General features: G+C 63.9%; 9 protein-coding genes. 1 reads left to right on the top strand and 8 read right to left on the bottom strand.

The features are described 5' to 3' along the window. Positions 1-8 precede the first annotated feature (8 nt). The 8 genes from obgE to RE4_RS19415 form a co-directional block, all read right to left on the bottom strand. On the bottom strand, positions 9-1,460 hold the full coding sequence (obgE, locus tag RE4_RS19450; RefSeq protein WP_019749068.1) for a GTPase ObgE: 1,452 nt from the start codon (positions 1,458-1,460) through the stop codon (positions 9-11). Positions 1,461-1,672: 212 nt separating this feature from the next. Next, on the bottom strand, positions 1,673-1,942 hold the full coding sequence (gene rpmA, locus RE4_RS19445; protein WP_003944532.1) for a 50S ribosomal protein L27: 270 nt from the start codon (positions 1,940-1,942) through the stop codon (positions 1,673-1,675). A 42-nt stretch (positions 1,943-1,984) separates the two neighbouring features. Continuing rightward, on the bottom strand, positions 1,985-2,296 hold the full coding sequence (rplU, locus tag RE4_RS19440) for a 50S ribosomal protein L21 (protein WP_003944533.1): 312 nt from the start codon (positions 2,294-2,296) through the stop codon (positions 1,985-1,987). A gap of 319 nt (positions 2,297-2,615) precedes the next feature. Continuing rightward, entirely contained in the window at positions 2,616-5,864 is a 3,249-nt protein-coding gene (locus RE4_RS19435; RefSeq protein ID WP_060939163.1) for a translation initiation factor IF-2 N-terminal domain-containing protein, read from the bottom strand. A gap of 515 nt (positions 5,865-6,379) precedes the next feature. After that, a complete protein-coding gene (gene ndk, locus RE4_RS19430) occupies positions 6,380-6,799 on the bottom strand; it encodes a nucleoside-diphosphate kinase (protein WP_019749070.1) in 420 nt (139 codons plus the stop codon). A gap of 18 nt (positions 6,800-6,817) precedes the next feature. Then, complete coding sequence (locus RE4_RS19425) at positions 6,818-7,273, bottom strand: DUF4233 domain-containing protein (protein WP_019749071.1); 456 nt, start codon at positions 7,271-7,273, stop codon at positions 6,818-6,820. Then, entirely contained in the window at positions 7,270-8,709 is a 1,440-nt protein-coding gene (gene folC / locus RE4_RS19420; protein ID WP_060939162.1) for a bifunctional tetrahydrofolate synthase/dihydrofolate synthase, read from the bottom strand. The genes RE4_RS19425 and folC overlap by 4 nt, the downstream gene beginning before the upstream one ends. Next, positions 8,706-11,387: a valine--tRNA ligase gene (locus RE4_RS19415; RefSeq protein ID WP_060939203.1), complete on the bottom strand. Its 2,682-nt coding sequence runs from the start codon at positions 11,385-11,387 to the stop codon at positions 8,706-8,708. The genes folC and RE4_RS19415 overlap by 4 nt, the downstream gene beginning before the upstream one ends. A 172-nt stretch (positions 11,388-11,559) precedes the next feature. Here RE4_RS19415 and RE4_RS19410 point away from each other — a divergent pair, with 172 nt between their 5' ends. Beyond that, positions 11,560-12,261, top strand: coding sequence for a hypothetical protein (locus tag RE4_RS19410; protein WP_019749074.1), 702 nt, complete (start codon positions 11,560-11,562; stop codon positions 12,259-12,261). Positions 12,262-12,306: the final 45 nt, after the last annotated feature.

The raw sequence follows: 12,306 nt of genomic DNA, 5'->3' as shown, positions 1-12,306 counted from the left end.
CGCGTGAGTCAGGCGTCTTCGTCGAGCAGCCCGCGGCGGACGCGACGAGCATGCTTGCGCTCGTCGGCGCCGATGCGCTCCACCTGATCGAGACGCGGGTCGGTTCCACGGCCCGTACGGGTCAGATCGATACCGGCCGGCGTCATCGGCTCCCACTCGAAGCTGACGTCACCGATGGTGACGGAAGCCCCTGGCTGAGCGCCCTTCTTGACCAATGCGTCCTCGACGCCCAAACGTGCAAGACGGTCGGCGAGGTAACCAACGGCCTCGTCGTTGTCGAAGGCGGTCTGACGAATCCACCGCTCCGGGCGGGTGCCTCGGACGACGAACCCACCGGGGATATCGGGATCCTTCTCGATGGTGAAGCTGGAATCCTTGACCTTGACCGGGCGAATGACCTGGCGCTTCGGCTCGGGCTTCGGATGGGCTTCGCGATAGTCGCGGACCATCTTCGCCAGCGCGAATGTCAACGGTCGCAGACCTTCTCGGCTCACAGCCGAGATGGTGAAGACCGGCCATCCGCGAGCTTCGATCTCGGGTGTGACCATTTCGGCCAGCTCGGCTGCCTCCGGAACGTCGGTCTTGTTCAGGATGACGACGCGCGGGCGCTTGTCGAGGTCACCGAGTCCCGAGTCGCCGGAGAGCGCGGGCGTGTACGCGGCCAGCTCTGCTTCCAGGGCGTCGATGTCGGATATCGGGTCGCGCCCCGGATCGAGGGTGGCGCAGTCGATCACGTGCGCCAATACGGCGCAGCGTTCGATGTGGCGCAGGAAGTCCAGGCCCAAACCGCGGCCTTCGCTGGCACCGGGGATCAGCCCGGGCACGTCGGCGACGGTGAAGGTGGTGTCACCGCTCGAGACGACGCCGAGGTTGGGGACCAGAGTGGTGAAGGGGTAGTCGGCGATCTTCGGCTTGGCCGCCGAGAGAACGGACACCAGCGAAGACTTACCGGCAGAGGGAAATCCGAGCAGACCGACGTCGGCTACCGACTTGAGTTCGAGAACCAGGTCACGCTCGACACCGTCTTCACCGAGGAGTGCGAAACCTGGGGCCTTGCGAGCCTTCGAGGCGAGTGCTGCGTTGCCGAGTCCGCCGCGGCCGCCCTGAGCGGCGTCGTAGCGCGAGCCGACACCGACGAGGTCGGCAAGGACGTTGCCGTCGGTATCGAGAACCACAGTTCCATCCGGGACCTTGAGGATGAGGTCTTCACCGTTTGCACCCTCGCGGTTACTGCCGGCGCCCTGCTTGCCGTTGGTCGCCTTCGCGTTGGGATGGAAGTGAAAGTCGAGGAGGGTGTGGATGTTCTCGTCGACCACGAGGATGACGTCGCCACCGCGACCTCCGTTGGCACCGTCCGGACCGCCGAGCGGTTTGAACTTCTCGCGGTGTACGGAGGCGCAACCATTGCCGCCTTTTCCAGCGCTGACGTGCAGCACAACACGGTCAATGAATCGGGACATGACTGCCGGATCCTTCCTCAGTCAATTGCGGGTCTCACGCGATGAGCTGAACTTCTGGTGAGCAGGGTTGCTCGGGGTAAAACTGGCACTGCTTAAACAAACGATAGGGGCGGACCGGGTTATTTCAACCCTGGTCCGCCCCTATCGGGAGCTTGGAACGCGTCACTCTCTTACCGAAAGTAGAACCGGTGACGCACAACTAGCGAGAAAGACTAGACCTCAGCCGCAACGACGGCCGGAACGATGTTCACGGTCTTGCGTCCACGCTTCTGGCCGAACTCGACTGCACCGGCAGCGAGAGCGAACAGGGTGTCGTCGCCGCCACGGCCGACGTTGACGCCGGGGTGGAAGTGCGTGCCGCGCTGGCGAACCAGGATTTCGCCTGCGCTGACCGACTGGCCGCCGAAGCGCTTCACGCCGAGGCGCTGGGCGTTTGAATCGCGACCGTTACGGGAGCTGGATGCACCCTTCTTATGTGCCATGCTATTGACCCTCCTCGGGTGAAATTAGCTAGAAAGAACTGGTTACTTGATGCCCGTGACCTTGAGCACCGTGATCGGCTGCCTGTGGCCCTGACGCTTGTGGTAACCGGTCTTGTTCTTGAACTTGTGGATGCGGATCTTCGGGCCCTTGGTGTGCTCGACGATCTCACTGGTGACTGCGACCTTGGCCAGCTTGGCCGCGTCGGTGGTCAGGTCAGATCCGTCGACCACGAGAACGGGAGCAAGCGAGACAGCAGTGCCGGGCTCACCCTCGATCTTCTCGACCTTGACGAGGTCACCAACAGCGACCTTGTACTGCTTTCCGCCGGTCTTGACGATCGCGTACGTTGCCATCGGAGGGCTACCCCTTGCTTCTTCGAACTTGCTCGCGCTGCTGCCTGAGGCTTCAAATGCATCGCGACTGGTCTGGTTTATGTCACCTCGGCTCGGCACTGACGTACCGGGACATTCACGCGCACTCTAGGCACACGGAATCTCTACCGCCGGGTGGCGACCCTCCAAGGTTACGGGAAAGCAACCGTCAGGGTCAAACCGCCCCGCCGAGGGGTGGTGCTCACTACTCTGTACTGCTTCTACCAGCTGAAACTTCGGATAACGGTTGGATGTCCTCGCTCATCGCGAAGTCATCCAACCGACCGAAAGCCAGTAGTTCTTACTCTCCGTCTACCGGAGGACCTGCGGGACGTGCTGCTGCACGCCTGCGACGGGGTCGCTTGACGACGACAACTTCTTCCTCAGCCGGAACTTCGGTGGCCGGAGCCGGAACGTTTTCCACGACCGCTTCTGCCACGGGTTCCGGAGTCGGAATCACGAAGACCGTACCCACCTCGGGAGCTGCCTCGGCAACCGGTGCCGACGCTGCCCGCGACGCCCGGCGACTACGCCGACGAGCGCGCGGAGCTGCTTCGGTCGAAGCTGCCGCCGACTCGTTGTCCACTGCGGATACTTCTTCCGCAGCAGAGTCCACAACAGGAACGTCATGGCGCTCAGTAGCAGCAGGAGTATCGATCGGCCGATCCTGTTGCCGATCGGCACTTTTGGATGCATCATCCCCCGAAGACGTACCGGTGGAATCAGACTCGATCGAGCCGGCCGCGACGGTCTCGTCGTCGTCGTGGTGGTGCGAGGCCATCGCCAATGCCACCGGATGAGCCCGCTTGACGGTCGCGTCGACAGCCGGAACCTCCGGCGCCGGAACTTCCTGTCCGTTGGACTCGGTCGAAGGCGACTTGTCTCCGCGGCCACGCTTGTTCTTGCGCGAGGTGCCGGATTCGCTTCGCTGCGAGCCCGAACGCGATCCCCCGTCGTCCGAGGACTTCACCTCGACCGGCTCGGAGTGGACGATGATGCCGCGGCCGTGGCAGTGCTCACAGGTGGTCGAGAAGGCCTCGACCAATCCGGTGCCCAACTTCTTGCGCGTCATCTGCACGAGTCCGAGTGACGTGACCTCCGACACCTGATGGCGCGTGCGATCGCGACCCAGGCATTCGGTGAGCCGACGCAGGACCAGGTCCCGGTTCGATTCGAGGACCATGTCGATGAAGTCGACGACGATCATTCCGCCGATGTCCCGCAGGCGCATCTGGCGAACGATCTCCTCGGCTGCTTCGAGGTTGTTGCGGGTAACGGTCTCTTCGAGGTTTCCGCCGGCTCCGGTGAACTTTCCGGTGTTGACGTCGACGACGGTCATGGCCTCGGTGCGATCGATCACCAAGGTGCCGCCGGACGGCAGCCACACCTTGCGATCGAGTGCCTTGGCCAACTGCTCGTCGATACGGCGAGCGGCGAAGACGTCGATACCGTTGTTCGGCGTGTACTTCTCGAGTCGCGGAAGCAGATCGGGCGCAACGGAGTTGATGTAGTTCTCGACCGTCGTATGCGCCTTCTCGCCCTCGATGACCAGCTTGGAGAAGTCCTCGTTGAACAGATCGCGAATGACCTTGACCAGCATGTCAGGCTCTTCGTACAGCGCCTGCGGGTTGCCGGACTTACCGGTGTCCGCAGCCGCGGCCTGCTCCTCGATGCCGGCCCACTGAGCCTGCAGACGAGTCACGTCGCGCGCCAACTCTTCTTCGCTGACGCCCTCGGACGCCGTGCGAATGATCACGCCGGCGTCGGCGGGAACGATGTCGCGCAAGATTTCCTTGAGACGCTTGCGCTCGGTGTCCGGAAGCTTGCGGCTGATACCCGTGGACGTACCACCGGGCACGTAGACGAGGAAACGACCGGCAAGCGAAATCTGTGTGGTCAGTCGAGCACCTTTGTGGCCGACCGGATCCTTGCTGACCTGAACGAGCACCTGATCGCCCGGCTTGAGGGCCTGCTCGATCTTGCGCGAGTTGCCACCGAGACCGGCAGCCTCCCAGTTGACCTCACCGGCGTAGAGAACGCCGTTGCGGCCACGTCCGATGTCGATGAACGCCGCTTCCATGCTGGGGAGCACGTTCTGGACACGTCCGAGGTACACGTTGCCGACCATCGACGCGGACGCCGAGTTGGTGACGAAGTGCTCGACCAACACTCCGTCTTCGAGGACTGCTACCTGTGTAGTCGCATGCGGCTGACCGCTGTCTGCTCGATCACGCACAACCATGACGCGATCGACGGCCTCACGACGCGCGAGGAACTCCGACTCGGTCAGAATCGGCGGGCGACGACGGCCGGCGTCACGACCGTCGCGGCGACGCTGACGCTTGGCTTCCAGACGTGTCGAACCACTGATGCCCTGGACCTCGTCCTTGACGCGGGTCTTGTTGCGAGGTTCGCGCTCGTGAACGACGGTGTTCGGCGGATCGTCCTCGGACGTCGCAGTCGCGTCGGTGGCGCCGTCGGTGCCGGTCTTGCGACGACGACGACGGCGGCGACGGCGACTCGATCCGTCGGCATCGAGATCGGAATCGTCGGCATTCTCGGAATCCGCATCAGCGGTGGACTCGGACTTATCACCGGATTCTTCGCCGGCAGCGTCGTCGGTTTGCTTCTCGACTGCCGCAGGGGCAGATTCCTGCTCCGATTCGGTAGCGGTATCCGACTCTTCGTCCGAGCCCTGCTCGCCACCCTGTTCACCGCGACCACGTCCACGTCCACGGCGTCCACGACGACGGCGACGCGGCTGATCGTCGTCCTCGTCCTCGGACTCGGCGCTCTCGCCCTCGGTTTGCGGTGCGGTCACAGCCGGCTCTTCGACGGCAGGAACTGCAACCGGTGCTGCCTCGGGAACGACGGTTTCGGCTTCCGCAGTTGTCTGCTTCTCTTCGACGACCGCCGGTGCAGCGGGCTCGCGGCGTGCGCGACGGCGACGCGGAGCTACCTCGGCGGCTTCGAGATCCGGCTGCAGGAACAGCGGGACCTGCGGCGCGGCGGGAGCCACCTCGGGCTGATGGGTCTGCGGCGCCTCGAAGGAAGTGAACAGATCGGACTGCTCGGCTTCCTTGCTCTGCAGCGCAGCAGCGGCGTCGAGTCCAGCGCTGATCTCGGCGACAGCCGGATCCACTGTTTCGTCGGCGGCAGGTTCTTCGGCGGCCGGTTCTTCGACAACGACCTTTTTGCGGGTGCGACGAGCCCTGACAGGCTTCTCGGCCGGAGCCTCTGCAGCAGGCTCTTCCGCAACAGGGGCCTCGGCAACCGGGGCCTCGACAACCGGGTCTATGAGGCTATCGAGCTCGGCGACGACCGGCTCGATGGCCTCGGCCGCGGAAGTCAGCGAGGCGTGAATCCGCTGGGCAACGTCACGTTGGAGACTCGACTGCGCACTGCGCAATTCGGTACCGAGCGCTGCGGCTTCGGCAAGGACCTGCTTGCTGGTGACACCGAGCAGCTTCGCCAGCGCGTGTACGCGCATCTTGTCGGGAAATTCCGGGGTGGTGCTGGAATCTGATTCGGTTGGGGATTGATCGGCCACGTAAGTCTCCTCAGCCCCCGGGCGCGTCCAACCCAGAAGTCGAGTTGTCACGCGGCCACGCGGGAGCGTGCTGTGTGTACTCGCACTCAGAAGTGAGTGCGAGATTGTAAGGTCTCGCTCCGCATGGTCCGCAATGCCCGTTATTCACTGCGAGCACATGAAGTGCCTGGCTGGATGGCCGTTGTCCTGTGCGCGAGCGCCTGATCATCCAGCGTGCAGAGGTCCAGGGATTTCCTGTTGACCTGGAGCAGCGATGAAAGGGCATCGAACCTAGGTGTCATCCGGTTGAACGTGCGTAAAACAAATTGCGGTTCAACTGAAAGCAGTATCCCACACCAACGCGCCTGCAACTGCAAAGGGCGCACCGATGTGGGATACGTGCCGAGAATTCGCTGTGGAGATGTGGGCCGAAGGCCCGTTCATGTGGGCCAGAGGCCCGTTACATGTGGGCCAGAGGCCCGTTACATGTGGGCCAGAGGCCCGTTACATGTGGGCCAGAGGCCCCGATCGAAGATTCAGATGGACGACAGCGCGGGGAACCACAGAGCGATTTCGCGCTCTGCCGACTCCACGGAGTCACTGCCGTGAACGAGGTTCTGCTGCGCTTCGAGTCCGAAGTCGCCACGGATGGTGCCCGGAAGAGCTTTGTCGACCGGGTCGGTTCCGCCGGCCAACTGACGGAAAGCAGCGATGGCGCGGGGGCCTTCGAGCACTGCGGCCACCAGCGGACCGGAGGTGATGAACTCCAACAAGCTCGGGTAGAACGGGCGCTCGGCGTGTTCTGCGTAGTGGCTACCAGCCACCTCTTCGGAAGCTACACGGAGTTCGAGTGCTGCAATTGTCAGGCCTTTGCGCTCGATACGGCTGAGGATTTCTCCTACGTATCCACGGGCAACGGCGTCGGGCTTGATCAGTACGAGGGTGCGCTCAGTCACAGCGGACAGCCTAAATGGTCAGTCCCGCTGGCCGGGAAGCAGGCCCTTGTCCATCCGGCGCTTGATGTCTCTCTGCAGGTAGACGAGGTATCCCCAGACGATCCCGAAGGTGATCGCCACACCGGCAATCGACGGGTGGACGAAGAATCCGAATAGAAGAATCACCTGCAGTGCGACGTTGAACCCCATCGCCCACGGCTTGCCCTGGACGCCGGCTCCCAGAATCATCAGTACCGCCAACCCGATGATGAATCCCGCGGAGGCCGCGGTGAGGCCACCGCCGACGACCGCGACAACCGGCAAAGCCAGCAGCACGACGATCGCCTCGAGGATCAGGGTTCCGGCCATCACTCCGCGGAAACTTTTCCAGGGGTCCTTGGTCGGAGGCCCGAACTCGCCGGCAGTGTCTCCGGACTCGGGGTCTCCGGGCTCGTGGCCTCCGGACTCGGGATTGGCATCTGACGGGGTACTCACGCGGGGTCCTTTCCGAACAGCGTGCGGGCGGCGCCTGCGGTCACGACGGATCCCGTCACCACCACACCTGCCCCTGATACGGCTTCGCCGGGTTCGGCGACCTGCTCGGCGATTTCGATCGCGACTTCCAGCGCGTCGGCAAGCACCGGCGCCACGACGACGCGCTCGTCGCCGAACTTCGCGACGGCAATGTTCGCCAGCTCCTCGACATCCATCGCCCGGGGTGACCCGTTGTGGGTGACGACGATCTCGTCGAAGACGGATTCGAATGCGGTCAAGATGGCGTCGACGTCCTTGTCCGCCATGACGCTGACAACTCCCACGAGCTTGCGGAAGTCGAACTCGGCGGCCAGTGCGGCCGCGAGAGCGCGGGCGCCGTCGGGATTGTGGGCGGCGTCGAGAAAGACCGTCGGCGCACTCCGAACACGTTCGAGGCGACCGGGATTGACGATCGAGGCGAACCCGTTGCGGATTGCGTCCTGATCCAGTTGTCGATCCGGACCGGCGCCGAAGAACGCTTCGACGGCAGCGAGCGCGAGCGCGGCGTTGCGCGCCTGATGCTCACCGTGAAGGGGGAGGAAGATGTCGGTGTACACGCCACTCAAGCCTTGAAGTTCGAGCTGCTGTCCGCCTACCGCGATCTGGCGAGCAAGCACCTTGAACTCCGAGCCTTCACGCGCGACCGCGGCCTCGACCTCGACAGCACGGCGCAGCAATACCTCCATCACTTCTGGAGTCTGCTCGGCGATGATCGCGACGGTGTCCACCGGAACCAGGTCCTCGCGGCCCTTCTTGATGATCCCGGCCTTCTCCTCCGCGATTCCGGCCAGGTCGGTGCCCAGGTACTCGGCGTGATCGAGGCTGATCGGCGTGATCACCGCGACCTGTCCGTCGATCACGTTCGTGGCGTCCCAGCGTCCGCCGAGGCCGACCTCGACCACGGCGACGTCCACCGGAGCCTCCGCGAATGCCGCATAGGCCATCGCAGTGAGCACTTCGAACTTGCTCATCGCCGGTCCCCCGGCTTCCTGCGACTGTGCGTCGATCATCTGCACGTACGGCTCGATCTCGCGGAACGTGTCCACGTAGAGCCGCGGGGAGATCGGATGACCGTCGATGCTGATCCGCTCGGTCGCGATCTGCAGATGAGGGCTGGTGGTTCGGCCGGTACGACGATGCAGAGCGCTCATCAAGGAGTCGATCATGCGGGTCACCGACGTCTTGCCGTTGGTTCCCGTGACGTGCACCGACGGATAGTTGTGCTGCGGTGAGCCCAGGACATCCATGAGCGCCTCGATACGAGTCAGTGACGGCTCGATCTTGGTCTCTGGCCAACGCTTGTCGAGTTCTGCTTCCACCAGCGCCAGTTCGGCGATGTCGACCGGGGTCGGAACCGGACTCTGAGCGTCGAATTGGGACGGCTCGTACGAACTCACTTGTCGGCCAACTCCTTCAGACGTCCTGTGATGCGCTCGATCTCTTCGACGGCGATCTGGCGACGTGTCTTGATCTTGTCGACGACGGCGTCGGGCGCCTTCGCCAGGAAGGCCTCGTTCGCCAGCTTGTTGTCAGCGGTGACGAGCTCCTTCTGCGCTGCCGCGAGGTCCTTTTCGAGCCGCTTCTTCTCCGCGCCGAGGTCGATGGTGCCCGAGGTGTCGATGTCGACCGTGACGGTGCCCTGGCTCAGACGCACCTCGACGGAGATCGACGCGGTGAATCCCTCTTCGGGTTCGGTCAGCTTGGCAAGCGCCGCCACGTAGGCGAACTGGCCGTCCATGCCTGCCTCCGAGAGCCCGGACGCACGAGCCGGAACCTTCTGGGAAGGCTTGAGCCCCTGATCGTTTCGGAAACGTCGCACCTCGGTGATCAGCTTCTGGGTGTCTTCGATCCTGGTGGCGGCCTGGGTGTCGACTGCCACACCGGACAACGTCGGCCAGTCGGCGACGACGACGGATTCGCCACCGGTGAGCACCTTCCACAGGGTTTCGGTCACGAACGGAATGACGGGGTGCAGGAGGCGGAGCAGTGCATCGAGAACGTTGCCGAGCACGGCGCGGGTGTTCGCGGCGACAGCCTCGTCGGCGGCGAACTGCACCTTGGCGAGTTCGAGGTACCAGTCACAGACCTCGTCCCACGCGAAGTGGAACAAGCCTTCGCACGCCTTGCTGAACTCGTAGCGATCGAATGCGGCGTCCGCCTCGGCCTGGACCGTGCCGAGACGGTCGAGGATCCAACGATCGGCGTCGGTCAGTTCGCTTCGAGCGGGCAGCGGCGCGGGCGCAGCGCCGTTCATCAGAGCGAACTTGGTCGCGTTGAACAACTTGGTCGCGAAGTTGCGCGAGGACTGCGCCGAATCCTCACCGACGGACAGGTCACTGCCCGGGTTGGCGCCGCGTGCGAGTGTGAATCGCAGGGCGTCGGCGCCGAAACGATCGACCCAGTCGAGTGGGTCGATACCGTTGCCGCGAGACTTCGACATCTTCTTGCCGTACTGATCGCGGACCAGTCCGTGCAGGAACACGTCCTTGAACGGCATCTGCGCGCCGGACTTACCCGGACCGGCGGTGATCGACTCGTCCTCGGACACGTAGGTGCCGAACATCATCATGCGGGCGACCCAGAAGAACAGGATGTCGTAGCCGGTGACGAGAACGCTGGTGGGATAGAACTTTTCGAGTTCGGGCGTGTTGTCGGGCCAGCCCATCGTCGAGAAGGGCCACAGTCCCGAGGAGAACCAGGTGTCGAGGACGTCGGGATCCTGGACCCAGCCTTCCGGTGCCGTTTCGTCGGGACCGAAGCACGCAACTTCACCCTCGGGGCCGTACCAGACCGGAATGCGGTGACCCCACCAGAGTTGGCGGGAAATGCACCAGTCGTGCATGTTGTCGACCCAGTCGAACCATCGCGGTTCCTGGCTCGCCGGGTGAATGACGGTGTCCCCGTTGCGAACCGCGTCACCCGCAGCCTTGGCGAGCGTCTCGACCTTGACCCACCACTGCAACGAGAGACGAGGCTCGATGGCCTCGCCACTGCGCTCGGAGTGCCCGACGCTGTGCAGGTACGGGCGCTTCTCGGCGACGACGCGGCCCTGCTCGGCGAGAGCTTCGCGAACCTTGACGCGAGCCTCGAAGCGGTCCATACCGTCGAATTCGGTTCCCGTGTCGGCGATCTTGCCGGTCTTGTCCATGATGGTGGGCATCGGCAGGTTGTGCCGCAGGCCCATCTCGAAGTCGTTGGGGTCGTGAGCCGGCGTGATCTTCACTGCGCCGGTTCCGAACTCGGGGTCGACGTAGTCGTCCGCGATGATCGGAATCTGACGCCCGGTGAACGGATGATCGAGAGTGGTTCCGATGAGGTGCTTGTAGCGCTCGTCTTCGGGATGGACCGCCACTGCGGTATCACCGAGCATCGTCTCGACGCGAGTGGTCGCGACGATGACGTGCGGCTCGTTGTCGTCGAGCGAGCCGTAGCGCAGGGAAACCAGCTCACCCTCGACGTCCTCGAACTTCACCTCGATGTCGGAGATCGCGGTCTGCAGCACCGGCGACCAGTTCACGAGACGCTCGGCGCGGTAGATCAGACCCTCGTCGAACATGCGCTTGAAGACGGTCTGAACGGCACGCGAGAGGCCCTCGTCCATCGTGAAACGATCGCGACTCCAGTCGACACCGTCACCGATGCGCCGCATCTGGCCCCCGATGGTTCCACCGGATTCGCGCTTCCAGTCCCAGACCTTGTCGATGAAGAGCTCGCGGCCGAAATCTTCCTTTGTCTTGCCGTCGGCAGCGAGCTGCTTCTCGACGACGGACTGCGTGGCGATACCGGCGTGATCCATGCCAGGTAGCCACAGCACCTCGTAGCCCTGCATCCGCTTGCGACGGCTGAGCACGTCCATGAGGGTGTGATCCAGGGCATGGCCCATGTGCAAGCTGCCCGTGACGTTCGGGGGCGGCAGCACGATGGAGTAGCCGGGCTTGTCGCTGGTCGCGTCGGCCTGGAAGTACCCGGCGTCTACCCAGCCTTGATACAGATCGGCCTCTACAGCGCTGGGGTCCCAGCTCTTGGGTAGGGCGTCGGCGGGGGTCTGGGGGTTCTCTGGAGCTGCACTGGTCACCACTTGATCCTAATGACTCCCCCGTCGTGAACGAATTCGCCCGTCGGCCGCCGCGGCGCACACGAACGACTGTCCCGCAGTCCGGGGTCAGCCGAACAAACGATATTCACCGATCCGCTCCGCTGACAGGATCGCTCTGAAGGACGACCGACCAACTACCTGTGGAGCAAATATGTTGAACAACTGGAGTTCTCGCCGTCCCGGCGTTCGAACCTTGGCGGCGGCCGCGACGATCGGAGCGGCGGTTGCCCTCGTGCTTCCGGCGACTGCGTCCGCTGCCCCCGGCATCGAAGAAAGTGTGCAAGGAAGCATCGACAGTGGCAGCGCCACGATCAACGGAAGCGTCGGCGATATCGGGAACGACATCGCAAACGGCATCGCCAGCGGCAGCGTGGGCGACATCGTCGGCGGGATTGCCACTGGGAACCTCAACGACGTCCTCGGCGGCCTGAACGCCGGCTCGACCAGCGCGACGGACATCGTCAACGGCCTGGCCAGTGGCAATGTCAGGGACATTCTCAGTGGGCTGGCCAGCGGCAGCGGCGGCGGCGGATCGTTTGCTCCGACGCAACGGTGTGACGCCTCGACGGTCTCCGGCGGCGCAGGAATCACCAGCACCAAGCACGAGCTCGGCCGCGGCGGACCGACGTCGTTCGTACTCGGCTACGAGACCGAAAACGTCCCGGACCTGATCGAGGTGTACTACGAAGGTCGGTTGATCCACAGCACCGGATACATCGGCGACAACATCAACGAGGGAACTGGTTCAGCTGTCGTCAACGTGCCCGCCGGTGGGGCGTCGTCCGTTCTGGTTCGCGTCACGGGCCCTGACCACACCGAGTGGTCGTACACCGTTCGTTGCCCCGGCGCCTGAGTCCGGTCCGGATCCGCGCGAAGACGATCGTGCCTCGTTCGGCTG

This window comes from Rhodococcus erythropolis NBRC 15567 (assembly GCF_001552595.1).
Classification (GTDB): domain Bacteria; phylum Actinomycetota; class Actinomycetes; order Mycobacteriales; family Mycobacteriaceae; genus Rhodococcus_F; species Rhodococcus_F erythropolis.
Note: the sequence above shows the minus strand (reverse complement) of the source record. Positions and strands in the feature narration are given on the sequence as shown.

Coding starts and splice junctions, on each gene's coding strand:
- obgE (WP_019749068.1), bottom strand. CDS start 1,460: ATGTCCCGATTCATTGACCGTGTTGTGCTGCACGTCAGCGCTGGAAAA.
- rpmA (WP_003944532.1), bottom strand. CDS start 1,942: ATGGCACATAAGAAGGGTGCATCCAGCTCCCGTAACGGTCGCGATTCA.
- rplU (WP_003944533.1), bottom strand. CDS start 2,296: ATGGCAACGTACGCGATCGTCAAGACCGGCGGAAAGCAGTACAAGGTC.
- RE4_RS19410 (WP_019749074.1), top strand. CDS start 11,560: ATGTTGAACAACTGGAGTTCTCGCCGTCCCGGCGTTCGAACCTTGGCG.